Below are 19,109 nucleotides of genomic sequence, written 5' to 3'. Positions count from 1 at the left end.
CAATTGCCTATGGATGCAGGTAACATTTTTTTAAAATAAAATGAGCATTAGCAACAAAAGTCAAAGACGCATAGCAAACTCATGGTACTGACACAGCAAGCAGCGCGTGTGTTCAGGCGTGAGAGCATGGAAAGTCCGTTCGCAGCTTTCGCAGGTGAGCGTATGCGCCGCAACATGCCGCGTTTGCGCGGGTTCCACGTCAAACCGCAGCCGCAGCGCCTTATGCGGACATACCGCCACACAGCCGCCGCATCCCGTACAGCGCGCCGCCGCTATCGTTAGGGTATCGTCGGCAAACTGGATAACGTTTTCCGGACAGCTTCGCCAACAGGCTCCGCACATCCTGCACACTTCCAGGCTGATTTCGGGCACGCATTCGCTGAGGGCGGAAAACGCCTGCCTGAGACGCCGTTTCCCCGGCTCGACGGCGCATGGAGTAATGGTGTCGCGCGGAACATGAAACAGCGTGCGCCGCGAAGCGTTAATCTCTGCGCCGACAACGTGTTTAAAAGACCAACATGGCTCACCGTAGCGGCGTAGCGCTAAATTTAGCCCCGCCATCGCCATCAACCACTGCGCCGACCGCTCTACTATAATATCAATAAAGCGAATACCATACTGGCTGTGCCAGAGAAGCAGCTCATCGACCGTTGACGCCTGTAACGAAAACGGCCCCACCAACGTATTCCCCTGCACAAAGCGTTTAACCGGTTTGACACCGGTAATGGCGTCAACAGGACAGACAAACAGACAGTCGCCACATGCTATGCAGCGCGTCGTATCTATGCTGACCTGCCCCTGCGCCAGCGAAAACACCTGCGCCGGGCAAACATCGGTGCAAGCGCGGCAGGAAGAAAAACGAAAACGACGCCGAACGCAGGCCTGCGTCACGTCTACCGCCGGATCGATCGTCAGATTAACCATCAGCCAATACTAAAGAAGACGTAGCGAAGCACAATCTCGCCGATAAGCAACAATACGCTGCCCACCACCAGAGTCCCTCTGGCATTTCGCAGACCGCCAGCGGCAAAGCAGAGCATTCCCACCGCTGAGACACACCAACCGAGAATATAGACGTCACGCAACTGCGCCAACGCCTGTAGCGGACGATGCGGGAAAGTTACGACCGTCGTATCCACCGCATGGATATCCGCCAGCCATAGCGGCTGCATGATCAGGCGAATCAGCACCATCAGTGCGACCACCACCACGGCGCAGCGCATTGCGGCGCCAGCGTTGCGCAGATAAGCCAGCGCAATGACTAACGAGCCGATAATGCCTGACGTACCAAAGAACAGCGCCAGCGTGTTGCTATGCTGCCAGGTCGCCACCGAGGCATGGATATAAATCTGTGCCATGCAGAATACATCCACCAATCCGAGCGCTGCCGCCAGCGCCAGCAGCGGTTGCCAGCCTGGTTTACGGAAAAACAGCAGCACAACGCCCAGTCCCAGCGCCGCCAGATAAAGGCTGGCAAAGACGATTTCGCGACTCAGCCACGAACTGGCGACATGACGTAACGCGTTTAGCGCATTCAGGGGATAGCCCATGTGCAGCGCTGAAGCGAGCAGCCCCACGCAGGCCAGTACAAACGCTCCCGCCATTGCGGGAAGCGCGCCGCGTGCAGGCACTCGTCCATCTACGGCGTACTGGCGGCCCAACGCCAGCCACAGAGTCACACCCACAGACCCTTGCAAACAGAGCGTAAAAATCAGCAGCGGTAACTCATGCATGGCGTTTACCCTCTTTTTCTGCGCCCTGATGCGCTTTGACAACCAGATTAGGTTTGGTGATTGATGAATCTGGCAGCCCGTTCACGTCACATACGCTGCCGTACTTCGCGCGCAGTTCATCAATAGGGCCAAACTTGATGGCCTCCAGCGGACAGGTCGCGACACAGACGGGCTGTTCACCTTTCGCCTGTAAATCAATGCACATATCACACTTGGACATTTGACCAGTCTGCTCGTTAAGTTGCGGTGCGCCATAAGGGCAGGACCAGGCGCAATAGCCACAGCCGACACATTTGTCGGTATCAACGCGCACGATGCCGTCGCCCGGACGTTTATGCATGGCGGTGGTCGGGCAATTTTTGGTGCAGATCGGGTCCGCGCAGTGGTTGCAGGAAATAGAAAGCGTATAAGCAAATACGTTGTTGCTGACCCCGCCCTGCCCGGTCGGGATGAAACTCCCGCCCTTGACTTCATAGACGCGGCGGAAACGACGGCCTACTTCCAGATTATGTTTGTCTTTGCAGGCCACCTGGCAGGCTTTACAGCCGGAGCAGCGTGAGGAGTCGATAAAAAATCCCAACTGTTTATCGCTCACCGGCGGAAAATGTGTAAACTGACTCATGCTTTAACCACCTCCACCAGCATGGTTTGATGTGAATTTCCCTTCGCCAGAGCGGTAATACGGGCCGAACTGAGGACGTTCGCGCAGCCGCCTTTATCAATACCGTTCTTATCCGGCTGCCACCAGGCACCAGCCTGCATCGCAACAACGCCGGGAATAATGCGCGGCGTCACTTCCGCCGGAATTTCGCAAATCCCGCGTGGATTATGAATGCGTACCATGTCGCCATGCGTAATGCCGCGCTTTTGCGCATCCTGCGGGTTGATCCACAATTTCTGCTGCTGAACTTCAATCAGCCACGGGTTAGCGTATTGCGTTGAGTTGGCGCGGTTTTTCCCTTTCCACGTAATTAACTGAAGCGGAAAATCTTTCGCCAGCGCATCCTCCGGGCCTTCATGCGCGGGAACGTAGTGCGACAACGCCGGGATTTCCGGATGCTGCATGTCGTACAGGCGCTTCGAGAAGATCTCTATTTTCCCTGACGGCGTCGGGAACGGATGATTGTCCGGATCGCGAATATTGTCTTCAAAGGCGACAAACGGCGCGCTTTTGAACAGATGCTGACGGGTCTTTTGCAGCGTGGCAAAATCCGGCAGATTTTCGTCCGGCATCGCCAGGCGCGTCTGTTCCCAGATGTGTTCAATCCACGCTTTCTCATCGCGTCCCTGGCTAAATTCGTTCTCAATGCCTAATTTCGCTGCCACCTCATGCAGCCAGTCGTAGTCGGAGCGACGCTCAAATTCAGGCTCGATCAGTTTTTCAGAGAGAATCAGGTAGCTTGCCGTGCCCCAGGTTTCCCCTATGTTCCAGCGCTCCATGAAACTGGTTTCCGGCAGCAGTAGATCGGCGTATTTCGCGCTCGGCGTCATAAACAGATCGCTGGCAATAATAAACTGGATCTTTGACTCATCCTCCAGTATGCGTACCGCCTGATGCAGGTCGGGGTTCTGATTCGCCAGATAATTCCCGGCCAGCGAGAACAGAAGACGGATGTTACCATCCAGCTCATCGGCATCTTTCAGCCCAACATCCGGCGTCACTTTGCTGGCATCGTCTGCGGCCTGCACCCAGTTCATTACCGAAATTTTGGCTTTTACCGGGTTATCCGGCATCTCCGGACCCGCGGCGAATTTACGGTTAGCGCAGCCACCGTAGCCCGCTGCCCAACCACCTTTGATGCCCACATTACCGGTAATGGTCGCCAGCAGGGTCGAGCCGCGTGCGGTGCGCTCGCCGCAGTTGTGGCGCTGTGGTCCCCACCCCTGAATCAACGCGGCGGGTTTGGTATTCGCGTAATCACGCGCCAACTGCCGAATGGTTTGCGCCGGCACATGGGTGATCTTTTCCGCCCACTCGGGTGACTTAACAACACCGTCTTTGGCGCCGATTAGATACGCCACCAGCGATTCGTTAGCCGGTACGCCTTCCGGCATTGAGGCTTCGTCAAAACCGATAGCGTAGCGCTCAATAAACGCGCGATCGTGCAGATTCTCGCTGATGATGACGTACATCATCGCGTCCATCAACGCATTGTCGGTAGTAGGCAGCAGCGGAATCCACTGATCGGCCAGAGACGCAACGGTGTCGGAATAGCGCGGATCGACCACGATAAACCGCGTACCGTTCTGCTTCATTTTCTGCAAGAAATAGTTGGTATGGCCAAAAATGGTCTCCGTCGGGTTATGGCCCCACAGAATCACCAGTTTGGTCTCTAAAAGCGTATCCAGCGAACTGCCGCTGGCGGCAGTGCCGTAAGTATAGGGCGTCGCAGCCGCCGTGTTACCCATACTCACAGAATGGTAGCTTTCGAGATAACCGCCGGTCAGATTCAGCAGGCGACGCGCCATTTTATCGCCGGAAAAGGTACCGCCGGAAACGGCGGTGCCAACATGAACATAGCGCGAAGCCGGGCCATATTTTTCGGTAATCGATTTTAAATTATCGGCGATTAAGGTTGTCGCTTCATCCCAGGAAATTCGCTCGAATTTTCCTTCACCGCGTTTTCCTACGCGCTTCATGGGATATTTAAGTCTGTCAGGATGATAAACAAATTTACGGTATGCGCGTCCACGAACGCAGGCACGCATCACCGGCATTTGCGCATCCAAAGCATTATCAGGCCGCGTTGAAATTCGCGTCACGATACCGTCACTGACATGCGCCCGAATATCGCATTTGCCCCCGCAGTCAAATGTGCTGCATGTCTGGACGACTTTTTCCGCAGGCCTATTTTCAGTCACCGTTGCCACGCGCTCCTGAGCCGTAGCTGTCGAAGAGACAAACGGTAGCGCAATAAGCGCGGAGCTGGCCTGGATAAAATTGCGTCGGGAAATAGCGGGCTGTTCGCCATTTCCCTGGCTTTTTATTTCTTTCATGATTCAACTCGTTAAATAAAAACGTATTCTCGCGGTTTTGCGCGTTGGATCTTTTGATATTTATCAATATCCCTCTTTAAGAGGTAATCAAGGAATAATTAATAATTAATTATTAATTATTAATTATTAATTATTAATTATTAATTATCATTAACCTTAAAATAAAAGAAATTCATAATGTATTCAGAATAATTGTTAACGCATTAATTCAAAATTAACCGCCGCAACCTGACCTGACTCATCTATTACGACAAGTTGATAACGTCCAGCGATATTTAATAATAAAGAAAGGCGATTGTTTGCGCTATTAACAGGTTCGCCGTTTAAAAACCACCAGCGATGCCCTTTACCACCGGTAGTCGAGACGGGCAGCGTGACATTTTCCTGACCGGGCAATTGCCTAATCACTGCGCCTTCCCTTATCCCTGACAGCATTAACGGCGCAGCATTACTGCCCTGTAGCGGCGGGCAGAGGGCGGATGCCGCGGGCAAGCGGGCGCTACGTCTTTCCGTCGACGGCAGCCACGGCTCCAGTGGACGCGGCCAGACAATAAAAGTGTGCTCACGCGCCTGCGGGCAGTCGGCAGCGACACGCCGTCCCGTATCATCCAGCCAGACCGGGAAACGAATACCGTTTATGCCTTCCTGTTCCGGTAACAGCAGTGTGGGCGGCTGGCTATCGTCAAGCAGCCAGGTCGCCAGTCGGCGGCGACAGTTGCTGTCTCCGGGAGGCAGAGACTGTCCGCCCGGCCAGCAAATGACGCCGCGGCTTACCGTCTGCGGACGCGGATCTTCCGGCAGGCGTCCTGCATGCGCCAGTAACAGATTATTGACCTGGTTAAGCAATGGCACCGCGCTGGCAAAACCAAATTGTCCCACCACAGGCGTGCCGTCGGGTCTGCCTGTCCAGATGCCGATGATATAGCGCGCGTTAACGCCAATAGCCCACGCATCGCGATAACCGTAGCTGGTGCCGGTTTTCCACGCCAACGGCACAATGCGCGGCAGCGCGTTATCCGGCAAGGGTTGTGCTTCATCCGCCATAATCCGTCGAATGATCCACGCCGCTCCCGGCGACATTAATGGTCTTTCCCACAACGGATCGTCCGGCTGTAACCGTAGTTTCGCCGCTTTCCCATGGCGGGCGAACGCGCTGTACGCCGCCGCCATCTCGTCAAGACGCGCGCCCGCGCCGCCCAGAATCAGCGAAAGATTCGGCGCCGCGCCGGCAGGCAAATATAGCGGCAGGCCGACGTTACGCAGTTTTGCCGCAAATCGTTTCGGCCCATAGGCTTCAAGCACCTGAACAGCAGGCAAATTCAGCGAACGTACCAGCGCGTCACTCATGCTGACCGGCCCGTGAAATCCGCTGTCGAAGTTTCCCGGACGGTAATCTCCGGTGCGGCGCGGAACGTCCTGTAATAATGACGCGGGATGGATCAAAGCGTCATCCAGCGCCAGACCATACACAAAGGGTTTGAGTACCGATCCCGGCGATCGGATCGCCGTTACCATGTCGACATGGCCAAAACGGCTGTCGTCATTCAGGTCTACCGACCCTACCCAGCCGCGCACGCTCATATCGGTATGATCGACGACGATCATCGCCAGCGAACTGCGTGCAGGCAGCCGCCCTTTCCATACCCGCGCCAGATCTTCCAGTTGCCGCTGCAACCCGGCGTCCAGCGTGGTCACAATTTTGTCGTTCTGGCTTTTGCTCAACATCATTCGGGCAAAAAGCGGTGCCAGTTGCGGCATTTGACGCGGCGCCAGCCAGACCGGCTCTTCACGCGACTCGCGTACCGTTTCGGCAGGCCAGACGCCCTGCGCCGCCATCCGATCCAGCACTTTATTCCGCGCCACTTCGGCTCTCGCTGGCCAGCGGTCGGGGCGTAACCGGCTCGGCGCCTGCGGCAACACGGCCAGCAGCGCCGCGTCAGCGTAGCTCAGACGCGCGGGCGACTTGCCAAAGTAGGCCCAGCTTGCGGCGCCAATACCCTGTAGCGTACCGCCGAACGGCGCGCGGTTCAGATACAGCGTCAGGATGTCGCGCTTGGAAAGATGCCATTCAAGCTGGAGAGCGCGCCAAAGCTGGCGGATTTTACCGCCGAACGTGCGCGGATGCGGGTCCAGCAGTCTCGCCACCTGCATGGTCAGCGTACTACCACCGGAAATAACGCGTCCGGCGGTAAGATCCTGCCATGCCGCGCGCGCGACGGAGAAAGGGTTAACGCCAGGGTGCTGCCAGAACCAGCGATCTTCGTAATTGATTAAGGCCTCCAGGTAACGGGGGGAGACCTCTTCAATGGTTACCGGATAACGCCAGATCCCCCCGGCGTCGGCAAAACGCCACAGCGGCGTACCGTCATGGGCTACCACAACCCGCGCAGGATGGACTTCATTGAGGGGCAACGGCCAGAGGTTATCCGCCGCCCATAACGCCAGGAGAATGAAAAAGGGCGCGACCGCCAGCCACAGCCAGCGGCCACGTTTACCACGCCAACCGCTCATTTAAGGCGTCACAATCAGCAGCCCCTCGCTCGCGCCGGTCGCCCGCCACTGAGGAACATACATCGATTCCACCTGCGGTTGTGGAAGCTGGTACGTCCCCGGCGTTACCGCGCGCGCCAGGTAGACCAGCGTCACGGGTTGACCTTCGTTAACGGCGACGGCAGCCACGAACCGATCGTCGCGGAACTCCATATGCTGAATATCCGCCTGTTGCATCTGATTAAGCAGATTTTGCACCTCGCTACCGCTCTCCGGCAGGCTGGCGCTGCTGTCAGCCAGATTCTGGTTTTCCAGCTCCAGCCCGGCCGGAAGCAGGTCTACCACCAGCGCATCCGGCACATTGCGATCGGCCACCACCGTTAACCAAACCAGCACCAGTTCGCCACTACGCAACGTGGAAAGCGATTTGCGCTGACCATCAGTCCCCAGTATTTGTCGTTCAATCTGCAAAACGTTGCTGGCAGGCTCAGGCGCAGATGAGGGATAACCGCTGCTATCCAGACGCAGCCATAGCGGCTGGCTGCCGGCGTTCGTCACCTCAAGGGCGGACAGTTGGTCAGCATCCAGATTACGGGTCAGCGCCTTGTCGCCCGACAGTGGCTGCGCCTCAAGCGATGTCTGCACCTGCCAGGCGCCCGCGCTGGCCTGTCGCGAATGCGCGGCGAGGAACAAGGCATTGTTCTCCTGGGTAGAGAGCCAGCGCTGACCGAAGGCCTGCTCAGAAAGCGAGCTTAATAGCGCGTTTTGCGCGTCCGGTTTGAGGTTGTTCTCTTCCAGTAGCGACAACATCAGAGCGTTATCGCGCAGAGAACTGCCGTAATCCGCTATCCATTGACGTTCGTCCTGACGCGGCGTATTCAGAGCCAGCGTAACGGCCTCTTCGCCGCGTCTGGCATCGCCCATCGTTTTTAACGCGATGCCCAATTGCATCAGCGGCAGCCCTGAAGCCGCCTGACTACGGCGCTCCCAGATTTCGCGCAGCGCCCCGAGCGGCGCTTTCTGCTGGCGCGCCAGCACCAGCGCGGCGTAGGCCTGAGCGGCAAAAGTACTGGCCTGTGTATTATCGCTATAACGAATCAGCATCATGCCAGGATCTTGCAGATAGCGCAGCAGTCGCTCATTGCCCTGATTAATCGCTTCCGGCGGGACGCTGTACCCCTGCTCGCCCGCGCGAACGAGGAAATCCATCGCGTAAGCCGTTAGCCAGTACTCTTCCGCCCCATTTTTATCCCATAGCGCAAAACCGCCGTTATCACGCTGCATCTGCAGTACCCGGGAGATGCCGATATCCACTGCTGCGCGACGTTTTTCATCGCTATCGCCGACAATACCGAGCGTCTGCAATTGAGCGGCATTGGTATACAGCGCCGGGAATAACCCGCTGGCGGTTTGTTCCAGACACCCGTACGGATACGCTTTCAGCTCGCGAATGTAGCGCGCCAGATTGAGCGGCGGTTTTCCGCTTAGCAGCAGTTGTCCCTGTAACGTGGCTGGCGAAACGTTTGCCAGATGCTGCGCTGGCACGTGCCAACTCTCTCCCGGTGCCAGCGCAATACCGCTATTTACCGTTTGGGCAGGCCAGGCCGGACGCACGCTTATTTTCCACTGTTTATGCTGCGCGCCGAGGGTTTCTCCCGGCAGATTCAGACCGCTAATGGTCGCCTGGATTTCGCCTTCGCCAAAACCGTCCAGCGCGCGTACCGGAACGAATAAGGTGGTGCGCACGCCCGGCGCCAGGTTGACCGGTTGCGGCTGCTGGCTAAGCAGTTCCAGTAGCCCATTGGCGGCGAGAGAAATATTAAGCGTCTGCGGACGGTCGGTCAGGTTGGTGACGTCCAGCACCAGTCGCGAAACATCGCCCCCCGCCAGAAAACGCGGCATATTCAGCTCGGCAATCACTGGCGCGGCGACAACGACTTTGCTTTCGCCGCGACCAAAATCTCCTGCTGTCCATGCCTGCGCCATAACCCGCAGTTCGCCGTTAAAGTCGCCAATCGGCAGCGTTACGACGCCTTCGCCCTGCTCATTGAGCGTGATCGGCTGCGCCTGCTGCGCGATGATATTGACATGGTTTACCGGCGGTTTTCCGCCACGCTTAAGGTCGTCGCCATCGCCGCCAAAACGCAGCGCTGCCAGCCGCCCCTGCCCTTCAATGACCTGGCCGTAAATATCGTAGATATCCGCACCGTAGCGTTTTTGACCAAAGAACGCCTGCCAGGGGTCCGGCGTCGCGTAATCGGTGATATTCAATACGCCGCTATCGACCGCGGAGACTAGCACGTTAATCTGTTTAGGCATTTCGCCGTGTTTAACACTGGCTTTCACCCTGACGGTAAGCGGCTGATTTGGACGCATTTTAGCCGGGCTTTCCAGCGCCAGATCAAGGCGACGGTTTTCATCCCCCAGCGGTAGGTGTAGTAACCCCACGGCACGTTTTGGCGTCGCGGAGCGAGATTTATCGCCGGGACGCACCACCAGCGTACTGAGATAGAGGTCGTGGCGATTCCAGGTTTTATCCACCGGAATCGTGAGATCCAGCCCTTGCGCCGGCACATCGATCGCCTGCCACCACAGCGGGCCGTCGCTGGACTCCACCATCGCATAGCCTTTACCGGCGACCGGCGCGGCGATATGCAATTTCATGGTATCGCCTGGACGATAATTCGCTTTATCCAGTTTGAGGGTGACGCGATCCGGACGCGCCGCGCCGCTGCCGTCGCTGTTATCCTGCCAGCTATAGCCTGCCCAGAAACGAACGCTGCTGACCGTCTCATTCGGCGCTTTGACCTCCAGACGGTACGCGCCCCATTCCACCGGAAAGCTTACTTTTCCGGTCTCATCCGCGTTCAGATCCAGCGTCTGTTCGCCCTCCAGCAGATCTTTTTGATCAAACTGCGACTGCCAGCCTTCGCTTTCCGACCAGTTCCAGTAATAGTCGCGACGCTCGCGGATGAGCCGCACCTGCAAACCGGACACGGCTTTTTTCTCACCCTGCGCGTTGGCGTAAACAATATCGAATGCGGCGTTGCTATTTTCGTCGACAATCGGTTGATTAACGGTGGTATTCGTACGGTAGTCGTATACCGCTTTGGCGGCAAACTGTGGACGAATCCCCGGTAACGTATCGGCGGGCCAAATCGCCTGCTCTACGCGACGAGTGACCGGACGACCACCAGATTCCAGCAAGCTGGCCTGTAAAATCACCTGCAACGGCGAATGCGCTTCTTGCCATTGACTTGCGGCGCTCACTTCACCGCGTCCGCTTTTATCCAACGTAACCTGAACTTCGTCCAGGCTGCGCGAAAGATTCTCTTCAGCAATATTGCCGAACTGGAAGCCAGGCAACGCCGCGACGGCGTCGCGCTGCGGACGCAGGAAAAGCTGCCCTTGCAGGGTATTGCCGCTAGCTGGAGCGCCATACAGGTAATAGCCGACAACGGAGAATTTCACCTCATCCGCAGGCGCCAGCGGCGTTTTTTGCGCCGTCAGGTTGAGCGCCATCCGCTCCGGCATAAAGTCTTCAACGTGGAAATCCCACGTCCGCAGCACGTTATCGCCAGTATTGGCGCGGACATGCCACAAGCCGGTCGGCGCGCTGCTATCCAGTGGATAATTCAAACGATATAGTCCGTTTTCCGGCTGGCTGACGACGGTACGCATCACCTGTCCGTCTGGTTTTACCACTTCCAGCTTAACGGGTTGATCGGGCAGCATTTTACCGTCGCTATCGCGCAGTAATCCGTTAAGGATAACCGTTTCGCCCGGTCGGTAGAGATCGCGCGGGCCAAACATAAAGAACTGCTTGCTGTAGCCGGGCGCGCCAGCAACATTAAATTCCGACAGATCCAGCGCCGGAAGTTTGAGATCGAGCAGCGTGGTCTGCCCCTCTTTACGCGCCAGTAATAGCGCTGCCGCTTTATCAGCCTCCAACTGCACATGTCCCTGCGCATCGCTCGTCGCCTGCGCCAGCGTCTGACCTTTATCATTCAGAAGAACGATCTCAATTCCCGACTGCGCCGCGCCGTTTTCCAGGCTTTGCGTAAAGACATCCAGCCGATTATGGTAACGGTGCGCAGACACGCCGATATCGCTAAGGGTAAACAACGTGGCGGCATTACTATAGTTGTAGTGTCCAGCCTGATTCATTACTGCTACATATACGCCCGCCTGTTGCAGCGGCTTAATATCGCTTAATGGCAACAGCAGTTTCTCACGCGTATTGCGCGCCGGATTAAGATCAAAACGGCCGGTATAAACCAGATCCGCCATTTTCAGCAGATTGTCGGACTCCCAGTTAGAGAGCGAACTACGGTACTCCCACTGGCTGACAAATGACGCCAGCGATTCAGGCTTAACGCGGAAAAAGTTCACATCGACATGGTTGACGTTAAGCGCCATGACCGGCAGTCCTTCCGCTATTTTTCCCGGCAACAGCGATCCCCGACTGGCAAAGCCAACGCTTGGCTGGACATCACGCGTGGTAATCGTTTTTTCATAAGGCTTGCCGAAGGTGGCGTTATTCAGCGCCTTAACGGCGGGATCAACCGTGACCACCAGTACGCGCTCAGGTTCCAGATGACGTAACCTAAGCTCTTTTAAATTTGGCGCCAGCTCCCATGCGCCGTCAACGCTGCCGCTTTTTTTATCAACCACGTGAACCACACGGGAGAAATCTTGTTCGGGATCTAAAGGAATTGAAAACGTCAGCACCAGCGTCGCCGCGCCGTCGAGCTGCGCTTCGGAGGCATCTAATAGCGTGAGCGTTTTCCCCTGGCTTTGCTGCGCCAGCTTTTGTAACTGTGCCGGGTCTTTCGCGGGCGAGGGTTGCGCCGCGGCTGACGCCTCGTTTTTTGTCGTCGGGGCGGTTTTATCGTTGTTATCGCATCCCGCCAGCGCCAGCATGATAATGCAAGCTACCACGCGTAAATGTTTCATTTTTCATCCCTGGCCTTAATGGCCTGTCAGCAACGGTTGATGAGATATTATGCGCGAGAAATTTTATTGTGTAAGTCCGTATTACAACAATGAAACGAGATTTTTACGCAGAAATGTGGTTTCGCCAGCCAAAACAGCCTCTTCTACTTGTCCCTTTCCGGGAAACGTCCGACAATTTGACCATAATCAGGTAACAATGGAGATGCCCATGACCACCGCCTTTTTTGTCGCCGCCGACTGGCTTGCCGAACATATTGATGATCCGGAAATACAAATTCTTGACGCCCGTATGGCGCCCCCAGGACAGGAACATCGTGATATGGCGGGCGAATATCGCGCCGGACATATTCCCGGCGCTCTGTTTTTTGATATTGAAGCGCTTTCCGATCGCGCATCGCCGCTGCCGCATATGATGCCGCGCCCGGAAGCTTTTGCGGTGGCCATGCGTGAACTGGGCGTTCGCCAGGATAAACACCTGGTCATATACGATGAAGGCAATTTGTTCTCCGCTCCCCGGGCATGGTGGATGCTACGCACGTTCGGCGCCGAGAAAATTTCCATTCTGGCGGGCGGACTGGCAGGCTGGCAGCGCGACGAATGGCTATTGCGCGAAGGTGATGAAGCGCATGAAGAAGGCGAGTTTGAAGCGAAACTCGCGCCACAAGCTGTGGTGCGGCTAACCGACGTATTGCTGGCAAGTCATGAAAAAACCGCGCAAATCGTCGACGCGCGCCCGGCGGCGCGTTTTAACGCTCAGGCTGATGAACCGCGTCCGGGGCTGAGGCGCGGACACATTCCCGGCGCGCTAAACGTCCCGTGGACGGAACTGGTGTATGAGGGCGAATTAAAGACCACTGACGAACTGAATGAGGTTTTTTTCAGCCACGGCGTTAGTTTCGACAGACCGATTATCGCCAGCTGCGGTTCCGGCGTGACGGCCGCGGTCGTGGTGCTGGCGCTCGCCACGCTGGATGTGCCTGACGTCACACTTTACGACGGCGCGTGGAGCGAATGGGGCGCGCGTACTGATTTACCGGTTGAACCCGCTTAATATCTGCCATGCCGGATGGCGCTCACGCTTATCCGGCCTACAATTCAGGCTGATTTAAAACGAATCCACATAAATTCTGTTTAAGCAGGCCACAAAAAAACCGCTCAATTGAGCGGTTTTTTTGTGCTGGTCCAGTTCGCGGCCTTCCCAGCAGGCTTTGTTGCCATAGCAACGCAGGCACACCACAGTAGGTAAATACTCTCTTTTAAGGAGAGCGAAGTCAAGTTAATTAACTAAGAAACTATTCAACATTTGAGGTATTATCTTTCCCGGCCACCTCCGCCGTCTCGCAAACGGGCGCTGGCTTCAGGAGAGGATGTTCCATGGCCGTAAGCGCAGGCACACCACAGTGCTTGCTATCACGGCATTATCGCCAGCGGTGCTGCCGTGATGCGGTCTTCGCAAGGACCGCAACATGAAGATACGATGCTTTTGTGTCGTGCTTCTTGTTTCTGGCACGTTGTGTCTTCACGCAGACAGAAGTTATCCAGGTAATTCTGTTCCCGTAACGCTCAACGTCCAGAGCAGGTAAGCCAGGAGGCCGCCCTGTTGGGCGGCTTTCTTTTCTTCAGATGATGCGGTTCTGTTTAAAATCGCGCAGAAACCCGCCCCAGCGGCGCTCGTAGAACGGCGCGATATGCTCGGTGATAAAGTGGCTGATCCCCTGCTCACCCTTCCTCACCTGACAAATATCGATCGGTTCGTCACCCGGTAATGTGTCAGTCGCCACATTGCCCGCAGCGTGAATGATCTCTTCAATATCGCCGTCAGCCTCAATGCCAATCAGTAGATTGGGTTGGGCGTCCGCATGTTCTTTAATCGCGCAGAGAAACGCGCGTTTCACCGGTTTGATGGTTTTAAACAGCGTGCTGAGGGAATCAATCATCTGCGACGGCGGCTCGGCCACTTCGGATAAAATAAGCGACTCGCCGCCTTCCAGCACTTCCTGGGTACTTAACGGACTACCTTCCTCACCGAGAAGCAGGCTGATTTCACGCGGCATAAACTCTTTACCGACCGGCAATTTAGCGTTGAGGAATAACGTTTCGCCAAGCGTCATTTCAAACAGCGTGCGCACCGGCATCACCACAAACGCCTGTTCGTCTGCCACGGCCTGCTGCAGCGCCTCCAAAGAAGTAAAGAAGGGAATGACGGTCGTGCCGTTTTCTTTTTCCCAGTGCTGCAAATCCAGAGCGCTGTCTTCCACAATCGCCTCGCCTTCGGCAGCGCTGCCCGGCACCCAGACGGTGGACTCCAGTAAGGTACGGAAAAATGCCGGACGATGCGCGGGCTCAGTCGCCGCTTTCTCCAGCAAGATTTCTAATTCATTTTTAGTTTCGGACATAGGAATCACAAATTGATATACGTGTACCGTGTAGGCCTGATAAGCGCAGTGTCATCAGGCAAAATGCCGGGTGGCGCTTCGCTTACCCGGCCTACAAAAAACGCCATTCAGGCGGTCAGCAGATTAGCAATGGTGCGGACGCCTAAACCGGTTGCCCCGGCAGCCCACTGCTCAACTGGCGCTTTGCGATAAGTAGCGGAACAGTCAATGTGCAGCCAGCCTTCGCGGTAATTTTCAACAAAGTGCGACAGAAAACCCGCGGCGGTGCTTGCCCCAGCGGGATAAGCCGCGCTGCCGGTGTTGTTCAGTTCCGCAAAGTTAGACGGCAGTTGATTACGGTGGAACTCCGCCAGCGGCAAACGCCAGAACGGTTCATTTTCTTGCGCCGCGCTGGTCAGCAAGCGCCCCGCCAGCGTATCGTCAAAACTGAATAGCGCATGGTAGTCGTTACCCAGCGCCGTTTTCGCCGCGCCGGTTAACGTCGCCATATCAATGATCAACTGCGGGTGTTGCGCACTGGCATCAATCAGGCCATCTGCCAGCACCAGTCGCCCTTCCGCATCGGTATTCATGACTTCGACATTCTTGCCATTACGGTAGCGAATAATATCGCCCAGTTTAAAAGCATTGCCGCTGATCAGATTATCGGCGCAACACAGGAACAATTTTACGCGTTTATTCAACCCACGAGTAATGGCGAACGCCAGCGCGCCCGTTACCGTCGCCGCGCCGCCCATATCGGATTTCATTGAGTCCATAAAGGCGCTTTGTTTGATGCTGTAGCCGCCGGAGTCAAAGGTAATGCCTTTACCGACCAGACAGGCGTAAACTGGCGCGTCTTTGTCTCCCGTCGGGTTGTAATCCAGCGCCAACAGTACCGGCGAACGCTCAGAACCACGACCTACGGTATGCAGCCCCATATAGTTCTGCTCGCGCAGATCTTCACCTTTGGTGATACGGTAAGTGACACGATCGCACGCGACGCTGCACAGCAGATCCACCGCGCGCTGCGCCAGTTGCTCCGGCCCAAGCTCTTCCGCCGGGGCATTAATGGTGTCGCGCACCCAGTCAATAATGGTCAGGCGGTTATCCAGTTCCTGACGTTGGGCATCGTCTAAATCCGGCCACATCACGGTACGGACGCCTTTTGGTCCTTTGTAACCCGCCCAGTATGCCCAACAACGCTCGATATCCCATCCTTCGCCTGTCAGCGCGACCTGTTTTATTCCCAGGCCATCGATTTTACGCGCCGCACGCTGGATCAACCCCAGATCGTCTTTACCGTTAAGGTGCAAGGTAATACCGTCGTTATTAATACTGTAAGTGGCTTTGTCGCCCCAACGCGCATCGGCAGGCTGCGTGGAAAGCGTAATTTTCATGGCTTCTGTCATTGTTATTTTCCTTATTAGCAAACGGGCCGCCGTATGGCAGCCCGTTAGATCTTTTGCTAAATGATTCGCATTGCAGGAAGGCGGCAAGTGAGCGAACGCAGCCAACGCACCTGCGGCGCGGATCATGACGCAAAAATTACTCTGCTTCATCCAACCAGACTAGCAGAATCGCCTCCAGAATTTTTTCATTGGATGCGTTAGGGTCGTCGTCAAAATCGTCCAGTTCGCAGATCCACTGATGCAGATCGGTGAAACGAACGGTTTTAGGATCGACATCAGGATATGCGTCGTATAACGCTTCGCCGATCTCGCGGCTATCGGTCCACTTGAGTCCCATACTACCCTCTGTTAATGCTCACGCGCATGGTTGATTGTGTAACGTGGAATTTCGATAACCAGATCGTCGTCGGTAACGCGGGCCTGGCAGCTCAGTCGGCTTTCCGGCTCCAGCCCCCACGCTTTATCCAGCATATCGTCTTCTTCTTCCGAGCTTTCCGGCAAGGAGTCGAAGCCTTCACGTACAATACAGTGACAGGTGGTGCAGGCGCACGATTTCTCACAGGCGTGTTCAATCTCGATGCCGTTGCGCAGCGCAACGTCAAGAATGGTTTCACCGGTCTCAGCTTCCAGAACTGCGCCATCCGGACAAAGATCCTGATGAGGCAGAATAACAATCTTCGGCATGTTAAACCTCGTCTACGGAATGGCCTTTCAGCGCGCGACGAACCGACTGGTCCATACGGCGAGCGGCAAATTCCTGGGTTTGTTTATCTACGTTTTTAATGGCTTGTTCTATGGCGTCAACATCATCGCCTTGTGCGACCGCGCTCAAATGTGCGGCGGCATCATCAATGCATTGACGTTCTGCGGCGCTTAACAGCGCGGCGTCGGCAGTCAGCGCGCCGGTCAAGCTTTCCAGCACGCGCGCGGCTTCGACTTTTTGCTCCGCCAGCATACGCGCTTTCACGTCCTGCTCGGCAAAACTCATGGAGTCTTTGATCATTGAAGCAATTTCGCTATCGGTCAGGCCGTAGGAAGGTTTGACCTGAATGGAGGCCTCGACGCCGGTGGATTTTTCCATTGCGGTAACGCTCAACAGGCCATCGGCATCTACCTGGAAAGTCACGCGAATATGCGCCCCGCCAGCCGGCAACGGCGGAATACCGCGCAGCGCAAAGCGCGCCAGCGAACGGCAGTCCTGCACCAGTTCGCGTTCGCCCTGCATCACATGGATAGACATCGCGGTCTGACCGTCTTTGAAGGTGGTGAAATCCTGCGCGCGCGCCACCGGGATGGTGGTGTTGCGCGGAATAACTTTTTCCACCAGGCCCCCCATCGTTTCCAGTCCAAGAGAGAGTGGAATCACGTCCAGCAGTAGCATTTCGCTGTCCGGCTTGTTGCCGACCAAAATATCAGCCTGAATCGCTGCGCCGATAGCGACTACTTTATCCGGGTCGATAGTGGTTAACGGCGTGCGGCCAAAAAATTCGCCCACCCGCTCACGCACCAGCGGTACACGGGTCGAACCGCCGACCATGACCACTTCCAGAACCTGCCGGGAGTCAACACCGGCATCTTTCAATGCGCGACGGCAGGCCAATAGCGTGCGCTTAACCAGCGCAGAAATGAGATCGTTAAACTGCTCGCGAGTGATCTCCCCCTGCCAGCCCGCAACGTTAACGCGAACGGCATCGGCATCACTTAAGGCGATTTTCGCTGCAATAGCGGCATCCAGCAGTTCGCGCTGAACGCGATTGTCACTACGATCGGCAATCCCCGCCTGCTCGCGAATATAGTCCGCCAGCAGATGGTCAAAGTCGTCGCCGCCGAGCGCAGAATCACCGCCCGTCGCCAGCACTTCAAACACCCCGCGGCTCAGACGTAAAATAGAGATATCAAAGGTGCCGCCGCCGAGATCGTAAACAGCGATAACGCCTTCTTTGCCCGAGTCCAGACCGTAGGCGATCGCCGCCGCCGTCGGTTCGTTGAGTAAGCGCAGCACATGCAGGCCCGCCAGCCGCGCGGCGTCTTTCGTCCCCTGACGCTGGGCATCATCGAAATAGGCGGGAACGGTAATCACCACGCCATCCAGCTCGCCGGAAAGCGATTCGCTAGCCCGCGCGGCCAGCGCTTTGAGAATATCAGCAGATACGCGTACCGGGTTTAGCAACCCTGCCGCTGTTTCAATCATCGGCAGCCCATTAACGCTAGCCTTAAACCGGTAAGGCAGATGCGGATAGCGCGCCTGGATATCCGCCAGCGAGCGTCCCATCATACGTTTCACAGAGCTGATAGTGTTGGCCGTATCCTGCGCGGCATTGTCACGCGCAGCGTAACCGACCGTGTGGCCCTGCGGCTGATAGTGAACCACTGAAGGCAACAGGTGGCGCCCTTCGTGGTCAGGCAGAGTTTCCGCCTGGCCGCTGCGAACCGTCGCCACCAGAGAGTTGGTAGTGCCTAAGTCGATACCCGCCGCCAGACGGCGCTGATGCGGCGCGGCGCTCAGACCAGGCTCACTAATTTGTAATAAGGCCATGTTAGATTCCAGTTAAAAATCGAGCAGCTTTTCTTCGAGTTGTTCTGCGCTGCTTCGCAGTTTATCGAGAAACCGCAGTTTGCGCACCGTATCCGCCGCCACATCCCATGCCGCGTTATCCAGCTGTTCCACCATTTGCTGGAGGCGAGCATCAAACATCTTTTGTACACGCTCAATAAAGCTTTCCAGCCGCGCGTCGTCTTTTGTCTGTTCGATGTCGTCCAGCTCTTCACGAAGCGTCAGTTGCTCCATCAGAAACGCGGTGTCGCGTACGGTGTGCTGCTCGCTGGCCAGATCGAACCCATGTAAGGAAAGCAGATACTCCGCGCGCGTCAGCGGATGACGCAGCGTTTGCCAGGCCTGGTTGATCGTGGCGGATTGCTGGACGGCGGCAAGCTGCTGCGCCTGGGTGCCGTTGGCAAATTTGTCAGGGTGATACTGGCGTTGCAGATCCTGAAAACGAAGGCTCAGCGCCTGGGTGTCAATCTGATAACGGGCTGGTAAGCCAAAGAGGGTGAAGTAATCCATAACATTCTCAGGGATAGCCTGTCAGAACAAACCCCACCCGCAGGCGACTACGGTGGGGTTATACCTTCTTACTTCGCGCCGC

Annotated in this window: 14 protein-coding genes; 2 read left to right on the top strand and 12 right to left on the bottom strand. The window is 56.2% G+C overall.

Annotated features, from left to right (window positions below; translation table 11 throughout):
- Positions 1-60: 60 nt before the first annotated feature.
- The 6 genes from AC3G3F_RS13415 to AC3G3F_RS13390 all read right to left on the bottom strand — a co-directional run bounded on the left by AC3G3F_RS13415 (position 61) and on the right by AC3G3F_RS13390 (position 12,176).
- Positions 61-924: a 4Fe-4S dicluster domain-containing protein gene (locus AC3G3F_RS13415; protein WP_063390696.1), complete on the bottom strand. Its 864-nt coding sequence runs from the start codon at positions 922-924 to the stop codon at positions 61-63.
- Positions 924-1,733 (bottom strand): dimethyl sulfoxide reductase anchor subunit family protein, encoded by an 810-nt coding sequence (locus AC3G3F_RS13410; RefSeq protein ID WP_023245980.1) that lies wholly within the window; start codon positions 1,731-1,733, stop codon positions 924-926. Before AC3G3F_RS13410 ends, AC3G3F_RS13415 begins: the two co-directional genes overlap by 1 nt.
- Positions 1,726-2,355 (bottom strand): DMSO/selenate family reductase complex B subunit, encoded by a 630-nt coding sequence (locus AC3G3F_RS13405; protein WP_023245981.1) that lies wholly within the window; start codon positions 2,353-2,355, stop codon positions 1,726-1,728. Before AC3G3F_RS13405 ends, AC3G3F_RS13410 begins: the two co-directional genes overlap by 8 nt.
- The gene (locus AC3G3F_RS13400; protein ID WP_088733760.1) at positions 2,352-4,730 is read right to left on the bottom strand and encodes a DMSO/selenate family reductase complex A subunit; all 2,379 of its coding nucleotides are present in this window, start codon (positions 4,728-4,730) and stop codon (positions 2,352-2,354) included. The genes AC3G3F_RS13405 and AC3G3F_RS13400 overlap by 4 nt, the downstream gene beginning before the upstream one ends.
- A gap of 195 nt (positions 4,731-4,925) precedes the next feature.
- Positions 4,926-7,241 carry a peptidoglycan glycosyltransferase PbpC gene (gene pbpC / locus AC3G3F_RS13395; protein ID WP_488395151.1) on the bottom strand — a complete coding sequence of 772 codons (2,316 nt, stop codon included), beginning with the start codon at positions 7,239-7,241 and terminating at the stop codon, positions 4,926-4,928.
- A complete protein-coding gene (locus AC3G3F_RS13390; RefSeq protein ID WP_488395150.1) occupies positions 7,242-12,176 on the bottom strand; it encodes an alpha-2-macroglobulin family protein in 4,935 nt (1,644 codons plus the stop codon).
- A gap of 208 nt (positions 12,177-12,384) precedes the next feature.
- Between AC3G3F_RS13390 and sseA the strand changes: the two genes are divergently transcribed.
- Positions 12,385-13,227 (top strand): 3-mercaptopyruvate sulfurtransferase, encoded by an 843-nt coding sequence (sseA, locus tag AC3G3F_RS13385; RefSeq protein ID WP_053510749.1) that lies wholly within the window; start codon positions 12,385-12,387, stop codon positions 13,225-13,227.
- Between the two features lie 415 nt (positions 13,228-13,642).
- A complete protein-coding gene (gene timP / locus AC3G3F_RS13380; protein ID WP_246849015.1) occupies positions 13,643-13,759 on the top strand; it encodes a small toxic inner membrane protein TimP in 117 nt (38 codons plus the stop codon).
- Positions 13,760-13,795: 36 nt separating this feature from the next.
- On the opposite strand, the gene sseB is transcribed toward timP, so the two are convergent.
- The 6 genes from sseB to hscB all read right to left on the bottom strand — a co-directional run bounded on the left by sseB (position 13,796) and on the right by hscB (position 19,027).
- On the bottom strand, positions 13,796-14,572 hold the full coding sequence (sseB, locus tag AC3G3F_RS13375) for an enhanced serine sensitivity protein SseB (protein WP_023245987.1): 777 nt from the start codon (positions 14,570-14,572) through the stop codon (positions 13,796-13,798).
- 107 nt (positions 14,573-14,679) lie between these two features.
- Entirely contained in the window at positions 14,680-15,963 is a 1,284-nt protein-coding gene (gene pepB, locus AC3G3F_RS13370) for an aminopeptidase PepB (protein ID WP_053530098.1), read from the bottom strand.
- Positions 15,964-16,099: 136 nt separating this feature from the next.
- Entirely contained in the window at positions 16,100-16,300 is a 201-nt protein-coding gene (gene iscX / locus AC3G3F_RS13365; RefSeq protein WP_000523621.1) for a Fe-S cluster assembly protein IscX, read from the bottom strand.
- Positions 16,301-16,311: 11 nt separating this feature from the next.
- On the bottom strand, positions 16,312-16,647 hold the full coding sequence (gene fdx / locus AC3G3F_RS13360; RefSeq protein WP_001124466.1) for an ISC system 2Fe-2S type ferredoxin: 336 nt from the start codon (positions 16,645-16,647) through the stop codon (positions 16,312-16,314).
- A gap of 1 nt (position 16,648) precedes the next feature.
- Positions 16,649-18,499, bottom strand: a complete 1,851-nt coding sequence (gene hscA, locus AC3G3F_RS13355) for a Fe-S protein assembly chaperone HscA (protein ID WP_023245989.1) — start codon at positions 18,497-18,499, stop codon at positions 16,649-16,651.
- Positions 18,500-18,511: 12 nt separating this feature from the next.
- Positions 18,512-19,027 carry a co-chaperone HscB gene (gene hscB / locus AC3G3F_RS13350; RefSeq protein ID WP_053510759.1) on the bottom strand — a complete coding sequence of 172 codons (516 nt, stop codon included), beginning with the start codon at positions 19,025-19,027 and terminating at the stop codon, positions 18,512-18,514.
- Between the last annotated feature and the right edge of the window lie 82 nt (positions 19,028-19,109).

The organism is Salmonella sp. FC25216 (assembly GCF_057751355.1).
The sequence above is the reverse complement of the archived record's forward strand: the minus strand, read 5'-3'. Positions and strand labels throughout refer to the sequence as shown.

What these genes read in the sequence shown, in the direction of transcription:
- AC3G3F_RS13400 (WP_088733760.1), bottom strand. Translation starts at nt 4,730, where the DNA reads ATGAAAGAAATAAAAAGCCAGGGAAATGGCGAACAGCCCGCTATTTCC.
- iscX (WP_000523621.1), bottom strand. Translation starts at nt 16,300, where the DNA reads ATGGGACTCAAGTGGACCGATAGCCGCGAGATCGGCGAAGCGTTATAC.
- AC3G3F_RS13405 (WP_023245981.1), bottom strand. Translation starts at nt 2,355, where the DNA reads ATGAGTCAGTTTACACATTTTCCGCCGGTGAGCGATAAACAGTTGGGA.
- AC3G3F_RS13415 (WP_063390696.1), bottom strand. Translation starts at nt 924, where the DNA reads ATGGTTAATCTGACGATCGATCCGGCGGTAGACGTGACGCAGGCCTGC.
- hscA (WP_023245989.1), bottom strand. Translation starts at nt 18,499, where the DNA reads ATGGCCTTATTACAAATTAGTGAGCCTGGTCTGAGCGCCGCGCCGCAT.
- AC3G3F_RS13410 (WP_023245980.1), bottom strand. Translation starts at nt 1,733, where the DNA reads ATGCATGAGTTACCGCTGCTGATTTTTACGCTCTGTTTGCAAGGGTCT.
- sseB (WP_023245987.1), bottom strand. Translation starts at nt 14,572, where the DNA reads ATGTCCGAAACTAAAAATGAATTAGAAATCTTGCTGGAGAAAGCGGCG.
- AC3G3F_RS13390 (WP_488395150.1), bottom strand. Translation starts at nt 12,176, where the DNA reads ATGAAACATTTACGCGTGGTAGCTTGCATTATCATGCTGGCGCTGGCG.
- fdx (WP_001124466.1), bottom strand. Translation starts at nt 16,647, where the DNA reads ATGCCGAAGATTGTTATTCTGCCTCATCAGGATCTTTGTCCGGATGGC.
- pbpC (WP_488395151.1), bottom strand. Translation starts at nt 7,241, where the DNA reads ATGAGCGGTTGGCGTGGTAAACGTGGCCGCTGGCTGTGGCTGGCGGTC.
- hscB (WP_053510759.1), bottom strand. Translation starts at nt 19,027, where the DNA reads ATGGATTACTTCACCCTCTTTGGCTTACCAGCCCGTTATCAGATTGAC.
- pepB (WP_053530098.1), bottom strand. Translation starts at nt 15,963, where the DNA reads ATGACAGAAGCCATGAAAATTACGCTTTCCACGCAGCCTGCCGATGCG.
- timP (WP_246849015.1), top strand. Translation starts at nt 13,643, where the DNA reads ATGAAGATACGATGCTTTTGTGTCGTGCTTCTTGTTTCTGGCACGTTG.
- sseA (WP_053510749.1), top strand. Translation starts at nt 12,385, where the DNA reads ATGACCACCGCCTTTTTTGTCGCCGCCGACTGGCTTGCCGAACATATT.